The sequence below is a fragment of the Stenotrophomonas sp. YJH_SMC_21 genome, assembly GCF_059369555.1.
On the sequence record NZ_JCAFSU010000001.1, the window covers coordinates 540,237 to 563,191 of the forward strand.

General features: G+C 67.0%; 19 protein-coding genes and 1 pseudogene. 10 read left to right on the forward strand and 10 right to left on the reverse strand.

The genetic code is table 11. The annotated features are described in order from the left end of the window. Positions 1-76 precede the first annotated feature (76 nt). From AC5P67_RS02480 to AC5P67_RS02490, 3 genes are all read right to left on the reverse strand, one after another. Positions 77-463 (reverse strand): VOC family protein, encoded by a 387-nt coding sequence (locus AC5P67_RS02480; RefSeq protein WP_062605500.1) that lies wholly within the window; start codon positions 461-463, stop codon positions 77-79. 191 nt (positions 464-654) lie between these two features. Further along, entirely contained in the window at positions 655-1,362 is a 708-nt protein-coding gene (locus AC5P67_RS02485; RefSeq protein WP_062605498.1) for a helix-turn-helix transcriptional regulator, read from the reverse strand. Continuing rightward, positions 1,362-1,997: a Rossmann-fold NAD(P)-binding domain-containing protein gene (locus AC5P67_RS02490; RefSeq protein WP_062605846.1), complete on the reverse strand. Its 636-nt coding sequence runs from the start codon at positions 1,995-1,997 to the stop codon at positions 1,362-1,364. Before AC5P67_RS02490 ends, AC5P67_RS02485 begins: the two co-directional genes overlap by 1 nt. Positions 1,998-2,102: 105 nt before the next feature. On the opposite strand from AC5P67_RS02490, the gene AC5P67_RS02495 reads away from it, so the two are divergent. Then, positions 2,103-3,641 (forward strand): GGDEF domain-containing protein, encoded by a 1,539-nt coding sequence (locus AC5P67_RS02495; RefSeq protein ID WP_495214279.1) that lies wholly within the window; start codon positions 2,103-2,105, stop codon positions 3,639-3,641. 107 nt (positions 3,642-3,748) lie between these two features. On the opposite strand, the gene AC5P67_RS02500 is transcribed toward AC5P67_RS02495, so the two are convergent. Next, positions 3,749-4,675, reverse strand: coding sequence for a DUF808 domain-containing protein (locus AC5P67_RS02500; RefSeq protein WP_005411357.1), 927 nt, complete (start codon positions 4,673-4,675; stop codon positions 3,749-3,751). A gap of 207 nt (positions 4,676-4,882) precedes the next feature. Here AC5P67_RS02500 and AC5P67_RS02505 point away from each other — a divergent pair. Together AC5P67_RS02505 and AC5P67_RS02510 are read left to right on the forward strand one after the other, a co-directional pair. Further along, positions 4,883-6,529: pseudogene (locus AC5P67_RS02505) on the forward strand (ABC1 kinase family protein); the annotation flags it as partial. Positions 6,530-6,773: 244 nt separating this feature from the next. Beyond that, positions 6,774-8,879, forward strand: coding sequence for a phosphoglycerol transferase I (locus AC5P67_RS02510; protein ID WP_241889106.1), 2,106 nt, complete (start codon positions 6,774-6,776; stop codon positions 8,877-8,879). A 536-nt stretch (positions 8,880-9,415) separates the two neighbouring features. Here the strand turns inward: AC5P67_RS02510 and AC5P67_RS02515 are convergent. Beyond that, positions 9,416-11,845, reverse strand: a complete 2,430-nt coding sequence (locus AC5P67_RS02515; RefSeq protein ID WP_049397258.1) for a DUF3772 domain-containing protein — start codon at positions 11,843-11,845, stop codon at positions 9,416-9,418. A 334-nt stretch (positions 11,846-12,179) separates the two neighbouring features. Continuing rightward, positions 12,180-12,428, reverse strand: coding sequence for a hypothetical protein (locus AC5P67_RS02520; protein WP_005414723.1), 249 nt, complete (start codon positions 12,426-12,428; stop codon positions 12,180-12,182). Positions 12,429-12,610: 182 nt separating this feature from the next. Between AC5P67_RS02520 and AC5P67_RS02525 the strand changes: the two genes are divergently transcribed. From AC5P67_RS02525 to AC5P67_RS02535, 3 genes are all read left to right on the forward strand, one after another. Continuing rightward, on the forward strand, positions 12,611-13,105 hold the full coding sequence (locus AC5P67_RS02525; RefSeq protein WP_099523853.1) for a lipocalin family protein: 495 nt from the start codon (positions 12,611-12,613) through the stop codon (positions 13,103-13,105). An 11-nt stretch (positions 13,106-13,116) separates the two neighbouring features. After that, the gene (locus AC5P67_RS02530) at positions 13,117-14,325 is read left to right on the forward strand and encodes an NAD(P)/FAD-dependent oxidoreductase (protein WP_012481468.1); all 1,209 of its coding nucleotides are present in this window, start codon (positions 13,117-13,119) and stop codon (positions 14,323-14,325) included. Between the two features lie 126 nt (positions 14,326-14,451). Beyond that, the gene (locus tag AC5P67_RS02535) at positions 14,452-14,934 is read left to right on the forward strand and encodes a hypothetical protein (protein WP_005411364.1); all 483 of its coding nucleotides are present in this window, start codon (positions 14,452-14,454) and stop codon (positions 14,932-14,934) included. Positions 14,935-15,086: 152 nt separating this feature from the next. On the opposite strand, the gene AC5P67_RS02540 is transcribed toward AC5P67_RS02535, so the two are convergent. Further along, complete coding sequence (locus tag AC5P67_RS02540; protein WP_111189270.1) at positions 15,087-15,521, reverse strand: PepSY domain-containing protein; 435 nt, start codon at positions 15,519-15,521, stop codon at positions 15,087-15,089. Positions 15,522-15,672: 151 nt separating this feature from the next. On the opposite strand from AC5P67_RS02540, the gene AC5P67_RS02545 reads away from it, so the two are divergent. Genes AC5P67_RS02545 through AC5P67_RS02555 form a run of 3 tightly spaced genes read left to right on the forward strand, consistent with a single transcriptional unit; the run spans position 15,673 to position 17,938 of the window. After that, a complete protein-coding gene (locus AC5P67_RS02545; protein WP_012481470.1) occupies positions 15,673-15,963 on the forward strand; it encodes a PepSY domain-containing protein in 291 nt (96 codons plus the stop codon). After that, a complete protein-coding gene (locus AC5P67_RS02550; protein ID WP_065183397.1) occupies positions 15,963-16,622 on the forward strand; it encodes a response regulator transcription factor in 660 nt (219 codons plus the stop codon). Before AC5P67_RS02545 ends, AC5P67_RS02550 begins: the two co-directional genes overlap by 1 nt. After that, positions 16,619-17,938, forward strand: coding sequence for a sensor histidine kinase (locus AC5P67_RS02555; protein WP_495214280.1), 1,320 nt, complete (start codon positions 16,619-16,621; stop codon positions 17,936-17,938). Before AC5P67_RS02550 ends, AC5P67_RS02555 begins: the two co-directional genes overlap by 4 nt. Positions 17,939-18,240: 302 nt before the next feature. Here the strand turns inward: AC5P67_RS02555 and AC5P67_RS02560 are convergent, their stop codons facing one another. Beyond that, positions 18,241-18,561, reverse strand: coding sequence for a DUF6122 family protein (locus AC5P67_RS02560; RefSeq protein WP_059035666.1), 321 nt, complete (start codon positions 18,559-18,561; stop codon positions 18,241-18,243). Positions 18,562-18,598: 37 nt separating this feature from the next. Next, on the reverse strand, positions 18,599-20,488 hold the full coding sequence (speA, locus tag AC5P67_RS02565; RefSeq protein WP_005411370.1) for an arginine decarboxylase: 1,890 nt from the start codon (positions 20,486-20,488) through the stop codon (positions 18,599-18,601). Between the two features lie 191 nt (positions 20,489-20,679). On the opposite strand from speA, the gene speE reads away from it, so the two are divergent. Further along, positions 20,680-21,531: a polyamine aminopropyltransferase gene (gene speE / locus AC5P67_RS02570; protein WP_032127130.1), complete on the forward strand. Its 852-nt coding sequence runs from the start codon at positions 20,680-20,682 to the stop codon at positions 21,529-21,531. A gap of 119 nt (positions 21,532-21,650) precedes the next feature. On the opposite strand, the gene AC5P67_RS02575 is transcribed toward speE, so the two are convergent. Next, positions 21,651-22,556 (reverse strand): aspartyl/asparaginyl beta-hydroxylase domain-containing protein, encoded by a 906-nt coding sequence (locus AC5P67_RS02575; RefSeq protein ID WP_024957655.1) that lies wholly within the window; start codon positions 22,554-22,556, stop codon positions 21,651-21,653. Between the last annotated feature and the right edge of the window lie 399 nt (positions 22,557-22,955).

The window sequence follows — 22,955 nt, forward strand, 5'->3', positions numbered from 1 at the left end:
CATTGCCCGGCGTTTTTTTGTGCCTGCTCCGTCGCGCTCCATCCACGCATGGCGTGGATCTACACAATGCGGGCGATCAATCGCGCGCGACCAGGCCCTCGGCGCGGCTGTACACACGCAGGCGGTGGCCATCAGGATCTGCCCCGACAAAAGTATGGCCGAACTCCAGCGTCACCGGCGCCTGCAGGATCTCCACACCAAGAGCGCGCCACGCATCGTGCATCTGCTGCACAGCCTCCGGGTTGGCCACCACCATCGCCAGCTCCGCGGCACCGGCCTGCGCGGACACCGGCGGCTGCACGTCATCGCGCTGCCACAGGCCCAGTGCGGCGCCATCGCCGAGCAGGAACAGGGCAAAGCCGGGCGACTGCTCGACCGGCGGCTTGCCGAGGATGCCGCTGTAGAAGGTGGCGCTGGCGGCGACGTCGCGCACGTACTGCAGCAGGGTGCTGGGCGTGAACATGGGGAAGCTCCGTTGTTGGGAGCGCTCATGGTGGTACGGCCCTGCTGACAGATTCTGTCAGTAGAGTCGATTGTTGGTAGAGTCGACTGTTAGTCGACTGCTCTTCCCTCAATCTGCCTAAAACTCCGCGCTGCGCGCGATAGTCGACTAACAGTCGACTCTACACGCCCCGTTCCCGGCTGTTGCTGTGGTTATGAACGATCCAGCCAGTCCGGCGCGATGCCCTGCGCCTTCTGCCAGCGTCGCAGCAGGGTGGCGCGTGGCACGAGGTAGTGATCCTCCAGCACGCGCACCTGGCGGATGCGGTCCAGCCTGAAATGCCGGAAGTCCTCGCGGCGCTCACACCACGCCGCCAGCATCGGCACCTCATCGAAGTAGCCCAGTGCGAACGGCCAGACGATCCGCTCGCTGCGCTGACCGTGCGCGTCCTCGTAGCCGAACTTCAGGCGCTGCTGTGAACCGACAGCCTCTCGCACGGCCTGCAAGCGCCCAGCCGGCACCTTGGCCGCGGCGCGCGAAGGGCCAACGCGCAGGCCGCTGTCACGCAAGGCCTCGCGTCGCGCTGCAGGCAACACATGCGCGATGCGCGCCAGTGCATCACGCGCCGCCTCGGCCAGCGCCGGCTCGGTGCGCGCGGCGACCCAGCGCAGGCCGAGCACCAGCGCATCGATCTCGGCCGGCGGCAGGGTCATCGGTGGCAGGGTGTCGCTCGGCGCCAGCTGGTAGCCAACGCCGGCCTCGCCACGCAGGTCAGCGCCCTGCTCACGCAGGGTCTCGATATCGCGGTACAGCGTGCGCAGGCTGATGCCCAACGCTTCGGCCAGCGTCTGCCCGGCCACCGGCCGCCGATGGCGGCGCAGCAGCTGCAGCAACTGGGTCAGGCGCAGCGCACGCGACATCAGCCGACCAGTGCGCTCGATGCAACCACGTGCTCACCCGGCTGCGGGGCCAGCGCGGACTCGACCAGTGCCTTGGCGATCTCGCTCGCCGGGTTGATCCGCCACGCCCGTGGCAACATCGGCCCCAGAGCACCCAGCACCATCAGCGCCAGGCGCTCGCCACGACGCACCTCGTTGCGCTCGCCCCCGATCAGCCCTGGGCGAACCAGGGTCAACGCGTTGAAGCCCAGCGCGCGCAGGTCACGCTCCAGCTCGCCCTTCACCCGGCTGTAGAAGATCGACGACTGCGGGTCGGCACCGGCCGCGGAATTCAGCACATAAGTCTGCGCACCTTGTGCCTGTGCGAGCCGCGCGAACGCCAGCGGGTAGTCATGATCGATGCGGTGGAAAGCCTCGCGGCTGCCGGCCTGGGCAATGGTGCTGCCCAGCGCGCAGATGACCGCGTCCACGCGCGCCCATGCTGGCGAAGTGGGCAACGCGTCGAAGGCCAGTACCGGGTTCTCCAGCTTCCGGTGGGTCATGCCCAACGGGCGGCGGGTGGGCGCCACCACGCCACTGCAGCGCGGGTCGTCCAGCAGCCGGGGCAGGGCCAGCCCGCCGACCAGGCCGGTCGCCCCCAGCAACATCACGCGCATCACCACCTCCACTGCGGCATCCTGTCGCCCATCCTAGCCGTTCAAGCCGTCGGCGACCGCGCCGATATGCTGGAACCAGTCCCTGCCAGCCCCAGGATTCGCTCCATGACGGACCAGCCCGACCACCGCCCTGCCCCCGGTACCGCCCTTGGGCCGCCGGCACGCGTGCGCGCGGTGGTGGACGATGGGCTGGGCGACCGCGTGGTACTGCAGGGCGGTGGTGGCATGGCGCTGCAGCAGCTGTTCGCCGGCGCCGACGCGCCGGAACCGCTGCTGGCCGCCTTCGCCAACGGCATGGCCACCCTGCCCGGCGAACTGGGTGACATGGGCGACCGCCTGCAGTCGGCGCAGGCCAGTGCCGATTGGCCGCGCTACGGGCGCGCGATGCGGCAGCTGATCGACAAGTACATCCGCACCATCGAACAGCATTCGCCGGACGGTCAGCCGGAAAGCCTGCGCCTGTCCGAGCAGCTGCGGCTGCTGCTGGGTGGCGCCGTGGTGGCCCTGCTGCAGCACGACCCGGATCTGCGCGAACAAGCGCAGGCCCTGGCCACGCGCCTGCGCCAGTGGCAGCCGGGTACCGCACTGGAGCCGATCGAGCAGGGCGTGCGCGAACTCGGGTACCAGGTCGGCGTGCGTGCCGAGAGCTGGCAGGAGCAGCAGGCGCTGCTGCTGGAACTGTTCGCGCTGCTGTTGGAAAACGTGAGCGAGCTGCTGGACGACCGCAGCTGGCTGCAGGGCCAGATCGCGGCGGTGCGCCAGCTGCTGGACGGGCCGCTGGAAGCCGAGGCAGTCGAGCGCACCCGTGCCGAACTGCGCGAAGTGATCTACAAGCAGGGCCTGCTGCGCCAGGGCATCGACGATTCGAAGGCGGCGATGCGCGGGTTGATGGGCGAGTTCATCGAGCGCATGGATGGCATGGCCACCAGCACCGGCGAATACCACGACCGCATCGGCAGCTACGCACTGCAGCTGCGCGAGGCGCGTAGCATCGCCGACCTCAACCAGCTGCTGCAGGACGTGATGCGCGACACCGGCAAGGTGCAGCAACAGGCCGCGCAGGCCCGCGATCACCTGGCCAATGCGCGGCAGGAAGTGGAACGCGCCGAACAGCGCATTGCCGAGCTGGAGCAGGAACTGCGTGCCGCCGGTGACCTGGCGCGTATCGATCCGCTGACCCAGGCGCTGAACCGCCGCGGCCTGGACGAACTGCTGCAGCGTGAACTGGCGCGTGCTGCGCGCAACAACTCACCGCTGGGCGTGGCGGTGATCGACCTGGATGATTTCCACCTGACCAACGAGGCGCACGGCCACGCCGGCGGCGATGCGTTGCTGCAGCACCTGGTGGCCGTTTGCAGGCTGCTGCTGCGCGCTACCGACGGCATCGCACGGCTGGGTGGCGACGAGTTCGTGCTGGTGCTGCCGGAAACCCAGGGTGCCGACAGCATGGCCACCGTGCAGCGCCTGCAACGCTCACTGGCGCACCGTGTGCTGACCGTGCAGGACCGCCGCGTGCCGGTGCACTTCAGCGCCGGGCTGGCGCAATGGCAGCCGGGCGACGATACCGAGGCCCTGCTGCGCCGTGCGGATGACGCGTTGTATGCGGCCAAGCGACAGGGCAAGAACCGCGTGCAGGCGGGCTGACCGTCCGGCCCGTCGCGAACCGCTTTGGTAGGTGCCAACCTTGGTTGGCACGAGCGCCAAACAAAGCGCCGACCAAGGTCGGCCTCTACCTTGCGACCCGCCGGTGATTACTTGCCGCGCAGCTTCTGGAACCCGGTCACGGCCGCCAGCACGATGGCGCCGGCGATGATGCCGACCACCATGTTACCCACCGCGCTGACCAGCCAGCCCCACTGCCCCTCGCCGCCCATCGCCTGTACTGCGTGGTGCAGCGCCGGCACGTTGTGCACCAGGATGCCTCCGCCCACCAGGAACATGGCAATGGTGCCGGCCACCGACAGGAACTTCATCAGCCACGGCGCCGAGGCCACCAGGCCGCGACCGAAGGCGGCCACGGCCCCACCCTTGCGCGACAGGTACAGGCCGACGTCATCAAGCTTCACGATGCCCGCCACCAGCCCATAGACGAAGACCGTCATCGCCAGTGCAACCACGGCCAGCGTGACCAGCTGGTTGGTGAACGATGCGGTGGCGACCACGCCCAGGGTCAGTACGATGATCTCGGCCGACAGGATGAAGTCGGTGCGGATCGCGCCTTTCACCTTGTCCTTCTCCCACGCCACCATGTCCACCTGCGCGTCGGCCAGCGCCTTGCGCCGCTCGGCCTGATGCTCGGCGTCGTCCTCGGCTGAGTGCAGGAACCGGTGCGCCAGCTTCTCAACGCCCTCAAAGCACAGGAACGCGCCGCCGATCATCATCAGCGGCACGATCAGCGGCACGTTCCAGCCGCGGCTGTGCAGCCAGGCCTCCAGCGCACTGATCGCCAATGCTGCCGGCACCAGGATCACCTTGTTGACCAGCGAGCCCTTGGCCACCGCCCACACCACCGGCAGTTCGCGGTTGGCGTTGACCCCGGTGACCTGCTGCGCGTTCAGCGCCAGGTCGTCGCCCAGCACGCCGGCGGTTTTCTTCGCCGCGACCTTGGTCAGGACCGAGACATCGTCGAGGAGGGTGGCGATATCGTCGAGCAGGGCGAACAGGCTGGCACCGGCCATGGGAAGTCCAGAGAGGGAATGAGCGGATTCTGACCGATCCGGTGTGGACTGCGGAAGACGTCGGATTCACCGCGTGCCCACCGCCCCCCGGCGACACTGCTGAATCCGGACATTGCCGGCCCGTGGCCGGCGCTACCTGTCTTCGTCGCATGGGAGTTCCGCTTGAGCAATCCGCCCACCGCCAATGGCAATCCTCCGCTGGTCAAAGGCATGAACCGGCGCAGCCAGATCCTGCGCCTGCTGATGCGCTATCGCCATTCAGGGGTGTTCTCGGGCATGAACCTGGATGCCGCAGGCAATCCAGCCGACGTTCCCGCGGACGGCAACCCGGAACAGTTCGTCAGCGATCTGGAAGCGCTGGGCCCGACCTTCGTCAAGCTGGGCCAGATGCTGTCCACGCGCCCGGACATGGTGCCGGTGGAGTTCGCCACAGCCCTGGAGCGCATGCAGGAAAAGGTGGCCGAGATTCCGGTCGAGCGTATCCATGCGATCGTCGAGCAGGAGCTGGGCGCACCGGTGAACAAGCTGTTCGCCTCATTCGATCCCGAACCGCTGGGCTGTGCCTCGATCGCGCAGGTGCATCGCGCGGTGCTGCACGACGGACGCCAGGTGGCAGTGAAAGTGCAGAAGCCTGAAGTGGCTGCACAACTTCGCTCGGACCTGGAGGCGCTGCGCAGCTTCGCGCTGGCCGCCGACCACCTGACCCAGGTAGGCCGCCGCGTGCGCCTGCGCGACTGGCTCAACGAGTTCGCAAAGACCCTGATGCAGGAGCTGGACTACCACGCCGAGGCCGAGAACCTGGCCCGTTTCGGCCGACACCTGAAGCCGTTCCGCCGCCTGTGGATTCCGCAGCCGCTGTGGGACTACAGCAGCCAGCGCGTGCTGACCATGGAACTGGCCACCGGCGTGCGCGTGGATGCGATTCCCGACGTGCGCCGCACCGAACAATCGATGGACCCGCTGGCGGCGGCGCTGATCCGCGGCTACCTGGACCAGATCTTCGTGCACGGCGAGATCCACGCCGACCCGCACCCCGGCAACCTGCGGGTGATGCCCGATGGACGGCTGGCGATCTTCGACCTGGGCATGGTCGCGCACATGCCGCCACGCCTGCGCGAGCGGCTGCTGAAGATCCTGTTCGCCGCAGTCGATGGCCGTGGCGAGGAAGTAGCCGACGATCTGATCAGCATCAGCACGCGGCTGGAGGCCTTCGACGAAGAGCGCTACCTGCGCGAGACCGGCCAGCTGATCGCGCGCTACGCCGCCAGCGGCAGTTTCTCCGAAGGCCGCGTGGTGCTGGACATGGTGCGCATCGCCACCGCCTGCGGCCTGCGCACCCCGCCGGAACTGAGCCTGCTCGGCAAGGCGCTGCTCAACCTGGAAACCGTATGCCGGTTGCTGGCACCCGAACTGGAGACCCGCCGCATCGTCGAGCGCCAGCTGCAGCATGTGATGCGTGCGCGCCTGAAAAAGTCCCTGTCGGCAGCCAACATCGCCAGCGAGGCGATGGAGCTGCAGCAGCTGCTGCGCGATGGGCCGCGCAAGCTGTCGGACATCATGGCGCTGCTGGCCGAGAACCGTCTGCAGATGAAGGTGACGGGCCTGGAAGAATCGCGGCTGATGGAGAACCTGCAGAAGATCGCCAACCGCGTGGCAGCCGGCATCATCAGCGCGGCATTGATCATGGCCGCCGCGATGATGATGAAGATCGACACCGGCTGGCATCTGTTCGGCTACCCGCTCATCGCCTTGGTTCTGTTGTTCATCGGCGTAGTGCTCGGCCTTGGCATCGTGACCAGTGCATTGCTGTTCGATCGTCGCGCGCGGGCACGCGAAGAGCGCGGGCATCGCTAGCGAATCTGCGAAAACACCCGTATTCATGCGGTTTTTAATGCAATCCAACGAAGCCTTTCACGCTCGTTTTACCTTCTGAGCGCGATTTCGCGCGCGTCATTTCAACAAACATTTCAGTCAGGTTCGTGCATGCACTATCGGGTCATCGGCCTGTCACATGCATGTGCTTGCGGCAGCGCCGGTCGGATGGACACGCGTCGGTACGACGTCCATCACCACCACCCCGTCACTGCCGAAGCTGCCTATGCTCTGGATACTGCTGCTGTCGTTGTTGCTGCTGTGCTGGTTGTTCCTCGCGTCCGGCAAATGGGTGTGGTGGAAGGCCAGTGCGTTCTCGCTGCTGCTGCTCACGCTCAGCGCATGGTGGCTGATCGACAAGCTGTCCGGTGATGGGCTCAACGCCGCCACGCTGTACCACCTCGGCGCCGACATGGAAGGCGCCGGAGTCTCCGACTTCAAGGGCTACATCGCCGGCTTCATCGTGCTGGCGCTGGTCTCGCTGCTGCCGCTGTTCGCCACGCGGGTGAAGCGCTGGCGCCGGCCCGGCCACGGTCGTGCGCTGTTCGCGGGCTTCGCGGCCGTGTGGGTGGCCACGATCATGATCAGCCCGCTGGCCCGCGACGGCCAACGCCTGTACCAGCAGCTGCGCCCGGTCGACTTCGCCCGCATCGCCCCCGAATACCAGGTGCCGACGCAGCCGCTGCAGCGCCCGCGCAACATCGTCTGGATCTACGGCGAGAGCCTGGAGCGCACCTACCTGGACGAGAACGTGTTCCCGGGCCTGATGCCCAACCTCAACCGGCTGGCGTCCGAGTCGCTGGACGTGCGCAACCTGGCCTCGGCCGAGGGAAGCGGCTGGACCATCGCCGGCCTGGTGTCGTCGATGTGCGGCGTGCCGCTGACCACCTCGCAGGGCGATGAGAACAGCATGGACCGGATGGGCAGCTTCCTGCCCAAGGCAGTGTGCCTGGGCGACTACCTGAAGCAGCAGGGCTATACCAACCATTACCTGGGCGGGGCCAACGGCCAGTTCGCCGGCAAGGGCCAGTTCCTCGCCAGCCACGGCTTTGATGAAGTGCATGACCTCGCCTGGTTCAAGCAGCAGAAGAAGATCGGGCGCATCCACTACTCCGCCTGGGGCGTGCACGACGACGTGCTGCTGGACACCGCCTACCAGCGCTTCGAACAGCTCTCGCGCGCCGGCTCGCCGTTCATGCTCACCACGCTCACCATGGACACCCACCACCCGGCGGGCCACCTGCCGGTGTCGTGCAAGGGCGAGCGCTACCAGAGCCAGTACGGCAACATCAACATGCTCAACGCGCTCAAGTGCAGTGACCGGCTGATCTCGCAGCTGGTCGAACGCATCCAGGCCAGCCCGTACGGCAAGGACACGCTGATCGTGATCGCCTCCGACCACCTGGCGATGCCCAACGATCTGACCCACATCCTGACCCGGCAGAAGCGCGAGAACCTGCTGCTGTTCCTCGGCGATGGCATTGCGCCGCAGCAGCTCAGCGCCGACGCCGGCACCACCCTGGATTCGGGTGCGACCCTGCTCAGCCTGCTGGACCCGAACCTGAAGACGATGGGCTTTGGCCGTTCACTGATCGATACCCAGCGCGCGCCCAGCGCCAGCGTGGCCACCCAGCGTGATGGCGGCCGAGATTACCCGCAGTACCTCGCCTTCGCCCGCTCGCTGTGGCTGGGTGAGCCGACCCGCGAACTGAGGATCGACGGCGACGACCAGGTGGTGGTCGGCCTGCAGCACGTGCAACCGCCGGTGCTGCTGGAATACGACAAGGACTGGGGATTGAAGTCGGTGTATCTGGAGAACACCTCGCGCCAGTTCGATGATGCCGACCCGGACAACACCCTGGCCTATGTCGACCGCTGCACCGCGTTCGAGGACGGCTCGGCCGATGGCGACTGGTGCGCCCTGCTGGTAAACCGTGACAACGGCATCAAGCTGTACCGCGACAACGACCTGCGTGGCGGCATTGCCGTGGACGCACCGCTGGACGCATTCCAGGGCCCGCGCCCGAGCGTGCGCCAGGCGCACATGATCACCCAGAAGGGTCGCCGCACCCGCGCCGGCCAGTACATGCTGCAGCTGGTGGCGAGCACGCGGCCGGATCGTGGCTTCTGGATCGAGGCGGTGTCCTCGCAGCGCAAGGTGGTGCTGGCCCAGCAGTGGGTGCAGCCCGATGCCAACGGCAAGATCAACGTGTCGTTCGGGCTGGACCACGAAGTGGATGATCTGGAGATCCGCGCGTGGTTGAATCATGCCGAGAAGCTGGCGGTGGACACGTTCGCACTGGTGCCCTCGCGCGGCCGACCGCGGGGGTAGGGCTCTTTGCAGGGCTGCGCCCTGCACCCGCCGAAGCAACGGCCGAAGCAAGAGCAACAGCAACGGCAACAGCGGGCATTCCGTGGTTTGGCGGGGCGGTGTCGGAGTGCGGGGACGCCGTAAATCCGTCCCTGGAGGCTTGGCAGCCGCATCCATGCGGCTGACACCCCGCACTCCGACACCGCCCCACCTCTGACAGTTCCTGCGGCTGTCGGTAGGTGTCGACCTTGGTCGACACACTCTGTCAGATATCGAAAATCAAGATCGGGTCAGATCCGTTTTCCTCCGGAAAACGGATCTGACCCCGAGAGCAATTCCAACAGATCGCGGGAGATTGTCGAAGGCGGGGTGGGTCCGGTTGCGGGAGTGTCCGCGGCATGGATGCCGCGGCCAAGCCCCCATGGACGGGTTTACGGCGTCTCCCGCAACCGGACCCACCCCGCCAAACCACGGAATGCCCGCTGTTGCTGTTGCTGTTGCTGTTGCCTTTGCTCCGGCTCGTAGCGGGTGCAGGGCGCAGCCCTGCAGAACACCCCCTACTCCTGCGGATCGCGGGTGATGTGGATATCGGTCGGGGTCGACAGCGGAATGTTCCGCTCCGCCAGTATCTGCAGCAGGCTGAAGTACAGATCGCTGCGGGTGGCGTAGACCTGCCGCGGGCTGGCGACGTACGCGAAGCTGTTGATGGTGATCTGGCCACCGGCAATGCTGTCGATGTAGACCGTCGGCGCCGGCTGCTTCAGCACGTTGGTATGCGCGGTGTACGCATCCAGCAACGCCTGCCGCAGGTTGCCGACATCGGTGCTGGGCGGCACCGCGAACTGGATCTGGATGCGGCCTTGGTTGTTGCCCATCGTCATGTTGCGCACGGTCTTGGTGACCAACTCGGAGTTGGGCACGATCAGCGTCGACTTGTCGCCCACCTGGATCTCGGTCGAACGCAGGCTGATGCGGCGGATGTCGCCCTCCTGGTCGCCCAGCTTCACCCAGTCGCCGATCTTCACCGGGCGCTCGGCCAGCAGGATCAGGCCGGAGACGAAGTTCTGGGTGATCACCTGCAGGCCGAAACCGATACCCACTGACAGCGCACTGACCAGCAACGCCAGCTTGCTCAGCTGCAGGCCCATCGCGCTCAGCGCCCAGATCACCGCGATGATGATGCCCACGTAACGGGCAACCGTACTGACCGAATTGCGTGCGCCCAGATCCAGTTCGGTCTTGGGCAGGTAGGTGTCGGTCAGCCAGCGCTGCACCAGCTGGGTGATCGCCAGGCCGGCCAGCAGCGCCAGTACCGCCAACACGATCCCCGCCGGTGCCAGCTTGGTGCCACCGATATCGAATCCGGTCGTGAACAGTGAAGTGAAGCGCTCCACCACCGCGCCGATGTTGCCGAACGGTGCCACCAGGGCCAGCAGCGCGATCAGTACGACGATGGTACGCAACGCCGCCGACAGCAGCACGCCGGCCTGCTCCAGCCGCGATACGCTCAGGCCGGTGCTGAGCAGGATGGTCTGGCCAACCTTGCTGTCGGCGTTGAGCATCCAGGTGCTCAGGTCATCGACGAACTTGAACAGCAGGGTCGCGGCCAGCACTACGATGCTGCCGCCGATCAGCTGCTGGTTCACGAACTTGGCGAAGTTCAGGTAGCCCAGCAATGTGGCGATGATGGCCGCCACCACCGCAATGTTGCCCGCTACCCGGGCCAGTACCAGCCAGCTGCTGCGACGCACCGGCGTGGCCGCGCCCACGCCATCGGCCTGTGCCTCCAGCTTGGCCTCGGCCTCGGCGGTCTGCCGGCGATGCAGGCGTGCCAGGGTCACCAGCATGGCCATGATCAGGCCGAGGTAGGTCAGCGCAATCAGGCCGTCCAGCGCCACCGTGGTGACGTCGCTGGTACGCGTGGCCTGATCGAGGGCGACCAGCACCGTGCTCAGCCAGGCCAGCGCCGCCGCGCCCCACGCGTACTTGCGCAGCTTGAGTGCGGCGGTGTCATCCAGATTCAGCAACCGCCACGACGGACGCTTGGGTACCAGCATGCACGCGCTGAGCGCCGCAATGAAGGCGGCGCGGAAGGTGGCCGTCTCCAGGCCGTCGGCCACCACCTGCAGGCGCGGCGCGATCGCATCGATCGCATCGAGCGCTGCCATCAGCACCACCACGGCATAGCCGGGCAGCAGCGTACCGACCAGCAGCAGCCACATGGCCAGGCCGGAGCGGCGCAGGCGACCGTCCGGCGCACGCTCGGACGCCGCAAAGCGCCGCCCCAGCCTGCGCAGCCACAGCCGCAGCGGGAACATCATCACCAACGCGGCCAGCAGGCCCAGCAACGGCGTGCCCCAGCCATTGGCCCGGACACCAGCAACAAACGTATCGCGCCCCTGCTCGGCCAACGGCGCGACGCGTGCGATATCGATCGGCAGGCGCTCGGCCACCTTGCTCCACAGCGCCGGAGACAACGGCGAGGCGACCTTCTTCCCCATGTCTTCGGCGCGTTGCGCAGTGCGCTGCTGGTCGATGTCGGCTGCCAGCTGCTGGGCACGCACGGCACTGGCCTTGGCCTGCGCTACCGACGCGGCCAGGCCGTCGCGCTGTTTGGTGATGGTGCGTCGTTGCGCGGCCAGTTCCGGCGGTTCGGTGGTGCCTTCCGCAGGCGTGCCCAGCTGCGCCAGCTGTTCGCTGATCCGATCCAGCTGCGGCTGCAACGCCTTCTCCAGCGCTTCGGCATCGCGCCGGGCCTGCGAGGCATTCTCGGACAGCATCGCCAGTGTCTCGATGGCCTCTGCATCGCCCCGCTTGCGCTCGACCTCCTTCAGCCTGGAATCGATGTCCGCCAGTTGCTGCTTCGGCGTGGGGTCCTCATCCTGGGCCAGCACCGGTGCGGACAGCAGGAAGGCAGTGCACAGCAGCAGGGCCAGCCAAGGCCCCCGTGCACGGATCGATCGCAGGAAAGAAGACACGCCAGCCACACCGTTTCGCGCGGACCACCGCGCCTGCGCGCGACTATACGGCACAGGCGGTAAAGGCTGGATGGTGGCTCAGAGGACCACACCCACCGCGATGGGAGCTTCGAAGGGGTGAAGGCGCGGGGTGGTCACGACGGGGCGATAACGGCCTGGCGATTGCGGCGGGGTGATCGTGGCCGGGCGAATCGACGGGGTAGAGTCGACTGTTAGTCGACTATCGCGCGCAGCGCGGGCTTTGGCACAGCGTCCAGCGAAGAGCAGTCGACTAACAGTCGACTCTACCCCGTCGGTTCACCCCGCCCACGTTTCCGCGCGCACGCACGCCACGCCGGCGAAGTCAGTACTTCAGGCGCAGCTCTTCGACGGCCGGCTGCTGCAGCGCGTACCAGTCCTGGAACTCTTCCTCGGTGATCTCATCGGGCGCGTACACCGCCACCGGGTGCCAGTCGTGGTCGGTGGGCAGCGGCTGGCGCGGGCCGGCACGCAGGCTGTAGCTGACGCCCTCGTAGTCGACCAGGTCATCAACCTGCGGCCACTGCTCGCGTGCGAACGCGGATTCACTCTTCAACAGGATTACCTGGTACATCGGCACCTCCACCTCGGTTGGATCAGGAAAACACGGCGCTGGCGGCAGCATACCGCCACGCCGGTGACAACGGCCACGCCGCAGCGGCGACGGAACGTTCTGGACACGGCCATCGCCCAGGCTTCACCCGCCCATGGCAAGGCCATCGGCATCGTGGAGGCCCACCCCTGCCACGACCGCCGATGACCGACCACCCGCCGCTGAAGACCGTCGCCGACCTCAAGCTGCCCCGCTACCTGGGCACCTGGTACGAAATCGCACGCCTGCCGATGCGCCACGAGCCGGAAGGCTGCACCGATGTGTCGGCGCACTACACCCTGCTCGACAACGGCAACGTCGGCGTCACCAACCGCTGCCGCATGGACGGCGACGTCGAGGAAGCCACCGGCGAGGCCTGTGCCGTCGACAACGACAGCGCGCGCCTGGAGGTGAGCTTCCTGCCCAAGGGCCTGCGCTGGTTGCCGTTCGCCAAGGGCGACTACTGGGTGATCCAGGTCGCTCCGGACTACAGCGTGGCGCTGGTCGGCAGCCCGGACCGCAAGTACCTGTGGCTGCTGGCCCGCGAACCGCAGCTGGACTCCACCGTGCAGGATCATTATCTGGCTACCGCCCGCCTGCAGGGCTTCGATCTGTCCGAACTGATCCACACCCCGCACACCGGTCGCCCCACAGCCTGAGCCGCCCACTCATGGACCTGAAGAGTGGCTACCCCTGGTGGGCGGTGCGCAACGGCCTGATCCACGCCTTCCCACCGCTGGAGCGGGATCTGCGCTGCGACGTGCTGGTGGTCGGCGGCGGCATCACCGGTGCGCTGATTGCCGACGAGTTGTCCGGGCATGGCCACGACGTGGCGGTGATCGAGCAGCGTGACATCGGCTGGGGCAGCACCGCTGCCAGCACCGCGCTGCTGCAGTACGAGATCGACACCCACCTGCTGGAACTGGCCCAGCGCTATGGCCAGGACGCCGCGGCGCTTGCCTATCGGGCGTGTGCGGAAGCAATCCCAGCGCTGGGCGACGTGGCACGCGGGTTGAAGGACGTGGATTTCCAGCGCATGGACAGCCTGTACCTGGCCAGCCGCCATCGCGACGTTCCGCGCCTGATGGCCGAAGGTGAGGCGCGGCGCAGCATCGGTCTGGATGCCCGCTGGCTGGGCCCGGAGGCACTGCAGGAACGCTTCGACGTGGACGCCGGTGGTGCCCTGCTCACGCGCCAGGCGGCGCGGGTCGATCCGTATCGGCTGACCTATGCACTGCTGCAGCGCCTGCGTCGGCGCGGCGGCCACGTGCATGACCGCACGGTGCTGCACAGCCTCGACGCCACTGCGCGCGGGGTGACCGCCCGTACCGAAGACGGTGCCACCATCCGCGCACGCCACGTGGTGCTGGCCATGGGCTATGCCAACCAGCGCTGGCTCAAGCAACGGGTTGCACGCAACCGCAGCAGCTACGCCTTCATCACCGATCCCATCGATGCGGACGTGCTCGGCCGGCTGCGCACCACCATGGTGTGGGAGAGCGCCCGCCCCTACCTGTACCTGCGCGCCACCGGCGACCGTCGCCTGCTGGTGGGCGGGCTGGACGACGCCATCGACATCCCCGCCCGCCGCGACCGGCGCGTTCAGAGCAAGGCCGACAAGCTGATGAAGCAGCTGCTGCATTGGTTCCCACGGCTGGACCCGGTGCCGGCGTTTTCCTGGGCCGGCACCTTCGCCGAAACGGCGGACGGCCTGCCGTTCTTCGGCCCGCACGATCAGTGGGGGCCGCGGGTGCACTTCGCCATGGCCTACGGCGGCAACGGCATCACCTATTCGATGATCGGCGCGCAGCTGCTGCGGGCCGGGATCGAGCGGCGGGCGCATCCGCTGGCGGGGCTGTTCGGGTTCGGGCGGTTGTAGCCTGCAGCCAGGCATGGCCTGGCTCTACCGCGAGCGGGCGCCGACAGGCATCATTCAAGCAGCCCCTGCTAGCGTCGGCCTGTACCGCCGCGTGTTGCGCGGCCATCTGTCCGCTGGAGCACCGTCATGATCCGCCCCCTGACCCTGCTGCTGTGCCTGGCCCTGCCGGGAACCGTGCTGGCCCAGTCCGCCGCCGGCGCCACCGCGCCGCAGGCTGCCGGCCTGGACCTGACGCTGCCGCAGGCGCCGATGCGCTACCTCAACGACCCGGCCCTGCAGCAGGACCCGCCGGGCACGTACTACGGTGACAAGAGCGGCCCGCGCGTGCACGACGACGCGAAGATCGCCGACGTCACCGATGACAAGGTCAAGGTATCCGGCAGCTTCACCACCGGTATCGGCTATTCCAAGAACGGTGGCAACAGCCACTACAACGCCGCCACGCTGAACCTGAGCAAGAACTACACCACCGATGAGGGCAAGACCCACGGGGTCAACGTCAACATCCACGTGAGCGAAGGCAAGGGCCCGGGCTTCTTCGGCCCGTACGGCGGCTACTACGGCCGCGGCCCGGGCTATTGGGATTACCCGCCGCCGTTTGGCTGGTAAGCCCCGCGTCGGGCCTGGGCCGACCAAGGTCGGCCACTACCGCTGCGTACGCTTGGTAGGTGTCGACCTTGCATGTGCCGGTGGGTGTCGACCTTGGTCGACACGCTCTGCATTCCGTGCCGGCCAGCGGCCAGCACCTACCCGCACGGGAATCAATCCAGCCAGCCATCGCGCTCGCTGTGCAGGATGCGGCCGTCATAACCGCTCAGGCGCACCTCTACCTTCTGGTTGCGGGCATTGCGGGCTTCGAGCGACCAGGTCGCACCATCGCGTTCCAGCGAATGGATCTCGCGCAGGCCATGCGCCTGTGCCCGTGCCAGCACCTGCTCGGTGGTCAACAGCGCGCGGCTGCTGTGCTCATCGAAGATCTCGCCGGTCTTCGGGTCCACGTAGACCTCGCTGAAGCGGCCATCGGCGAGGCTCACGTCAGCCTCCCACAGGCCATCATCCCGTTCGATCTCATGGATCCGGGTGTAGCCGGCCTTGCGCAGGGTCTGTTCAACCTGGGCCATGCCCAGCGGCGCAGCCTGTACGGCCGGCGCGACGGCCAGCAGGGCAACAGTGGCGAGGGTGAGTGACTTCAACATGGGGGTTCTCCTGTTCGTGTTCGTGGCCGGACCATCCCGGCAACGCCACAATGCACCCCGTGGTTAACAGCGCCTTAGCCGGCACTGTTAGCCAGCTGTTAGTCACCTCCGCCACACTCACGCCTGGTCCTACAGTCCTCCCCGCGCCCCGATGCTCTCCACCCTGCCCCTGCTGCTGGCCCTGGCCAGCGCCCCGACCGCCGCCGCGCCCGCACAGGACCCGGCGCAGCAGGTCGCGCGCCGCGCCGTGCAGCAGGGCCGCTACGTGCCATTGGAAAGCGTGGTGCGCGATGCGCTCAAGCGCTTTCCGGGCCAACTGCTGGAAGTGGAGCTGGACGACGGCGTCTACGAAGTGGAGATCCTGCGCGGCGACGGCGTGGTGGTGGAGCTGGACTATGATGCGCGCAGCGGAAGGCTGCTGAAGACGGAGCTGGACGACTGATGCGCATCCTGTTGGCCGAAGACGATGCCGCACTGGCACAGCGCCTGGTGCCCCTGCTGGAACAGGCCGGCTACGTGGTGCACGTGGTCGCCGACGGCCGCCAGGCCGAGGAGATCGGCCAGATCGAAGACCTGCAGGCGGCCATCGTCGACCTGGGCCTGCCCGGGCTGGACGGATTGAGCGTGATCGAGCGCTGGCGCGGCAACGGCCGCAGCTTCCCGGTGCTGGTGCTGACCGCACGCGGGCGCTGGCACGACAAGCTGGCCGGATTCGACGCAGGCGCCGACGATTACCTCACCAAACCGTTCCAGGCCGACGAACTGGTGCTGCGCCTGCGCGCCCTGATCCGCCGCAGCCATGGCCACGCCAGCCCGCGCCTGCACTGCGGCCCGCTGCAGCTGGACGTCAACGCCGGTCGCTTCGAACTGGACGGACAGCCGCTGGCGCTGAGCCCGCAGGAGTTCCGCCTGCTCAGTTACTTCATCCACCACAGCGGCCAGGTGATCGGCCGTGATCGACTCGGCGAACAGGTGTTCGAGGGCGGGCTGGATCCCGACTCCAACGCGCTGGATGTGCTGCTGGGGCGCGTGCGCCGCAAGCTCGGTACCGAACTGATCCAGACCGTGCGCGGCCAGGGTTGGCGGCTGGCGGCGCCGTGACGCGGCAGCCCTCGCTGCGGCGGCGCCTGCTGCTGGCCGGTGGCGTCGGCCTGCTGCTGGTCTCGTTGCTGGCCAGTGCGCTGCTGGGCGAACTGTTCAAGCGCAGCGCGCGTGACCGCCTCGACCACGAACTGCAGCAGGACATGCTGACCCTGCTGGCGCAGGCCGAAGTGGACCCCGAAGGACAGCTGCGCCTGCGCCAGGAACCGAATGACGCGCGCTTCCAGCGCGTGTTCTCCGGTGCCTATTGGCAGATTGCCGGTGCCGATGGCCGCGTGCTGCTGCAGTCGCGCTCGCTGTGGGATGAAACCCTGCCGGCCATGGCCACAGGTGCGGCCACGCGCAATCTGGCTGGGCCACTCCAGCAGTCCCTGCGTGCACGCGTGCAACAGGTGCGCCTGCCGCGCGCCAGCGCACCGTTCGTCGCCGTGGTTGCCACCGACCGCAGCGCGCTGGATGCGGATGTGGCCGCGTTCCGCAAGCGCACCGCCATCGCGCTGGGTGTGCTGGTCGCGGCCTGGCTGGCGGTGCTGGCCAGCCAGGTGCACTTTGGATTGCGTCCACTGCACCGCCTCGGTGCACAGCTGGAACGGGTTCGGCGCGGCGATGTGCAGCGCATCGAGACGCGGGGACTTGGGGCGGAAGTCGCACCACTGGGTGAGGAACTCAACGCGCTGCTGGACCACCAGCAACGCATGGTCGCGCGCGCGCGCACCAGCGCACAGGATCTGGCGCATGCGCTGAAAACCCCGATGAGCGTATTGGCCACCGAGGCCGACGGCGACGGCAGGGACTGGCGGGCGACCGTTCGTGAGCAGAGCGCCCGCATGCAGGCCAGTGTCGACCGCTACCTGGCCGCTGGGTTGGCCGCCGACCATCGCCAACGCACCGACGTGGCGACTGTCGCGCAGGCGCTGTGCCGGCTGATGGCACGCGTGCATGGCGAACGCGGCATTGCGTTCACAGCGGAAGGCATTGATCCGGCGCTGCAGTTCGCCGGTGCCAGTGCGGATCTGGAAGAGATATTGGGTAATCTGTTGGACAACGCCGGGCGGTGGGCGCAACAGCAGGTCACTGTCGAAGCGGAAGCCCACGACGGGCAGTTGCGCATCGAAGTGCGTGATGACGGCCCTGGCCTGGCGGCGGATGCGCTGTCACAGGTCACACAGCGTGGTGTACGCCTGGATGAGCGCGAGGGCAGCAGTGGATTGGGGTTGGCGATTGTGAGCGATATCGCCGCCAGTTATGGCGGGCGCCTGGCGCTGGAAAATGCGCAGCCCGGCCTGCGCGCAGCGTTGTGGTTGCCGGTGGGGTGAAGCGGCCAACCAAACGGTGGGTAGTGCCGGCCGCTGGCCGGCAACCACGTGGTCACCGGAAACGCCCTGCGGAAGCCGGCCAGCGGCCGGCTCTACCAAGCGCCAATCCGGCCGGTCGCCGTACGCCCGGTAGGCGTCGACATTGGCCAACCCAACGATGGGGAATGCCGGCCGCTGGCCGGCAACCGCGTGATCAGGGAACGCCCCGCGGAAGCCGGCCAGCGGCCGGCTCTACCAAGCGCCAATCCGACCGGTCGCCGTACGCCCGGTAGGTGTCGACCTTGGTCGACACACATCAAACATCAACGGTGATGCATCCACCAGCAATCAATCGCGTCCAGCACGATGTGGATGATCAAACCGATGCCGAACAACCGCGTTTTCTTCGGCACGCACAGGCCTGCATACACGGCAATCGCCGGTGCGGTGTGCAGCGGATGGAAACCGATGCTGCAACGGTTCGGTGCGTAGATCGGGTCGGCCAGCAGGTGGTCCAGGTCGATGATCCAGCCCAGCAGCATCAGCAGCCACGCCGAAGCAAAGCGCTTGCGCCAGAACAGCCATGCCAGCAGGGCTGGCACGGCGGCATGCAGGAACAGGTGGAAGATCGCGCGGACGCTCATCTGCAACGGTGGCGCCGGGCAGGCCCGGCGCCGTCCATCAGACCAGCGGTTCGTCGGACAGGTAGGTGTAACCGGTCAGGCCGGCTTCCAGCGCCTCCGACAACTCCTGCGCACGTTCCGGCGACAACTGGGCCTCGGCCACGCGCTGCGCATAGGTCGCACGCAGTTCGTCCAGGCGGTAACCCACGTAATCCAGCATCACGTCGGTGGTGTCACCACGGCGCTGCTGGGTGATCGCGTAGCCATCGGCATCGGCCAGCACTTCCACCGCGTCGGTATCACCGAACAGGTTATGGATGTCGCCCAGGATCTCCTGGTAGGCGCCGACCATGAAGAAGCCGATGCGGTAGCTCTCGCCCGGCTTCATCTTGTGCAGCGGCAGCGAGCTGTCCAGGCTCTCGTTCTCGACATAGGTTTCCACCATGCCGTCCGAGTCGCAGGTCATGTCGGCGATGATGCCGCGGCGGTCGGGGGTTTCGTCCAGGCGCTCGATCGGCACGATCGGGAACACCTGGTCGATCGCCCACACGTCCGGGATCGACTCGAACACGCTGAAGTTGACGAAGTACTTGTCGACCAGGCGCTCGTTCAGTTCGTCCAGCACCGGGCGGTGGCTCTTCTCGTCATAGCTCAGGCGCGCACGCACGCCGTGGGCGATGGCGTAGAACAGGTCGTCGATACGCGCACGCTGCGGCAGGTCGATCTGGCCCAGCGCGTAGCTGGCCAGGCCTTCGGCGTGGAAATGCTGCGCTTCCTGGAACAGTTCCACCGCCGGGCGCACGTCCAGCTCGTCGTGGATCTCGCGCAGGTGGCGAATCGCCGCCGGTTCGTCGTCGTGCTGGTCCGGCACGCGGCCTTCCTGCGCCTCTTCCACTTCCGAGACGTTGGCGATCAGCACCGCGTGGTGTGCCGTCATCGCGCGGCCGCACTCGGTCACGATGCGCGGCGGGGTCAGGCCGAACTCTTCGCACGCATTGGCCAGCGGCTGCACGATGTTGCTGGCATAGGAATGCAGGCCGTAGTTGATCGAGCAGAAGCTGCGCGAACGGGTGCCTTCATAGTCCACGCCCAGGCCACCGCCCACATCGACGTGGGTGATCTTCGCGCCCAGGCGCGACAGCTCCACGAAGTAGCGGGTGGCTTCGCGCATGCCGTTGGCGATGTCGCGCACGTTGGAGATCTGCGAGCCCATGTGGAAGTGCAGCAGGTTCAGGCAGTCGGCGTACTCGGTGTCACGCAGCGACTTCCACAGGTCCAGCAGCTGGCGCGGCGACAGGCCGAACTTGGCCTTGTCGCCACCGCTGTTCTGCCACTTGCCGGCGCCCAGCGAGGCCAGGCGCATGCGCACGCCCAGGCCCGGCTTCACGTCCAGCGCCTTGGACTCTTCCAGCACCAGCTTCAGCTCGGACGGCTTCTCGATGACGATGAAGGTCTGCAGGCCCAGCTTGCGGCCGATCAGGGCCAGGCGGATGTACTCGCGGTCCTTGTAACCGTTGCAGACGATCAGGCCACCCGGGCGCGACAGCGCCAGCACGGCCATCAGCTCGGGCTTGCTGCCCGCTTCCAGGCCGAAGCCTTCGCCGTGGTGGCTGGCCAGGGTGCCGGCCACGCCGCGGGTCTGGTTGACCTTGATCGGGTACACGGCGGTGTAGCCGCCGCTGTACTCCCAGTCCTGCTGGGCCTGGGCGAAGGCCGCCTGCAGCTTGCCCAGGCGCTGGCCGAGGATGTCCGGGAAGCGCACCAGCAGCGGCAGCTTGGCACCGGCCGCGCGCGCCGCATCGACCACCTTGGGCAGCGACACCACCGGGCCGTCCGCCCCGGTCGGTCTCACCACCATGTGCCCGGCCTGATCCACGTCGAAGTAACCGTCCGCCCAATGCGGGATCGAGTAGGTCTTGCGGGCTTGGTCGAGGGACCAATCGGTCATTTCAGTCGGCCTTGTTGGCAATAAAAGGGGGGGCATGATAACGCCTATATGCCCACAGGTTCGTTATCATGCGCGCCCGCGCCCGTGACAGGTTCCAACCTGAACGGGCCGATCCGTCCGGATGTGGCATCTGTGCCACGCGGCCCCGCCCGCCAGCCCGGCTCCACCCCTCCGAACAGGACTGTTTTCCAATGACTGACAGCAACAACTGGTACATCGAACACTTCGAGCGCACCGGCTCGGCCATCGGCTACCGCATCACCGGCAAGCTGGACGAGGTGCAGTCGCCGTTCCAGAAGATCGAGATCTTCCAGACCACCGACTGGGGCAACCTGATGACCATCGACGGGGCCATCATGCTGACCAGCAAGGACAACTTCTTCTACCACGAGATGATCAGCCACCCGGTGCTGTTCACCCACGCCGCGCCCAAGCGCGTGGTGATCATCGGCGGCGGCGACTGCGGCACCCTGCGCGAAGTGCTCAAGCACACCGGCGTGGAGAGCGTGACCCAGTGCGATATCGACGAGCAGGTCACGGTGATGGCGCGCAAGCACTTCCCGGAACTGTGCGACTCCAACGACGACGCCCGCGCCGAGCTGCTGTTCGACGACGGCGTGGCCTACATGGCCAACTGCCCGGCGGGCAGCGTGGACGTGGTGATCGTGGATTCGACCGACCCGGTCGGCCCGGGCGAAGGCCTGTTCAACAAAGCCTTCTACGAGAGCTGCTTCAAGGCCCTGAAGGACGACGGCATCCTGGTGCAGCAGTCCGAGTCGCCGCTGATGCAGTTGGACCTGATCAACGAAATGCGCACCGAGATGGGCAAGGCCGGCTTCGGTTCGTTCAAGACCCTGCCGTTCCCGCAGCCGTGCTACCCCACCGGCTGGTGGAGCGTGACCATGGCGCGCAAGGGCGACAGCAGCTTCGATTTCCGCCAGGCCGACTCGGCCGCCAAGACCTTCAACACCCTGTACTACACCGCCGCGCTGCACACCGGCGTGCTGGTGACCCCGCCGTTCGTGCAGGCGGCATTGAAGTAAGGCGTACCGACCAACGGTCGGCACCCACCCATGCAAAAGAAAAACCCGCGCTGGCGACAGCGCGGGTTTTTTTCATGTTCCGGTAGTACCGGCCGCTGGCCGGCAACCTCATGTAACGATCAGAGCGCCCAGATACCGGCAATCACCGCCACCACCAGGCCCCACTTGATCAGCTGGTAGGCCACCACGCTGCGCTCGCGCAGTGCCTTGGCCTTCAACCGCACCTTGTAGACGCTGCCGAACGCCTTGTTGACGCCACCGGTCGGGTCACCCGGCAGGTTCGGCGAGGCACCGCCGGCCAACAGCGTGGCCGCCACGGCGCGGTTGAACAGCCCCGGCAGGCCGAAGCGCAGCGGGCGGGCGATGTCGCAGAACAGGATCACGCGGTCATCGGGCGTCTCGTTGTGCGCGTGGTGGATGTAGGTCTCGTCGAACATCATCCACTCGCCATCGCGCCAGCTCTTCTTGATGCCGTCCACTTCGATGTAGCAGCCGTCGTTGTTCGGCGTGGCCAGGCCCAGGTGCAGGCGCAGCGAACCAGCGAACGGGTCGCGGTGCGGACGCAGCTCGCTGCCCGACGGCAGCTGCGCGAACATCGCCGCACGCACGTCCGGTAGGGACTCCAGCAACGCCGTGGTCTTGGGGCACATCGCCTTCGCCGACGGGTGCGACGGGCCGTACCACTTCAGGTAGAAGCGCTTCCAGCCACGGCGGAAGAACGAATTGAAGCCGGCATCATTGAACGTGCTGGACGCGGCGATCTTCTGCGCATCGCGCAGCGCCAGCGCTTCATCGCGGATCATCTGCCAGTTCTGGCGCAGCGGCTCCAGCTGCGGGAACTCCTTGGCCGGGTCCAGGAACGGCGTGGTCGGCACCTTCGAGAACATGTACATGACCACGTTGATCGGGGCCATGAAACTGGAGTGGTCCAGCAGCTGGCGCGACCAGCGCGCGCGGACCTTGCCACGGAAGTGGATGTACAGCACGCAGGCGACGAACAGCGCTGCAATGACGATTTTGATGATCAAAGCACTTTCCTCCAGCCGCGGCCGGAACGGGAATCGGGGTGGTGCACGGCCTGGCGGCCAGCACCGGTAAGGAACGCGGCAGGGAACGGGACGTGCCGAAGGGTGCGGCCGCCGATGTCGCGAATTAACAGCTTATGGTCGGCAGGCCGTGCGTCGGGGTCAAGCCGGACGTGCGCGACGTTCAGCGGGCCGCGGATGAACGAACCGATGCGACGCCCAACCTATTGATTCGGAAAGAACCGTCGACCAAGTGAGACATAATTGTCCGATTGAGCGCGACGAACTGTTCCAGCCACGCCCCTGACATTTCTCCGACAAATCGTGGAATAGCGAACTGGCGAGTACTAAAATTAACGAAAACTTAGTAACTCCCTGTAACACCGGTTCGCTTGACGC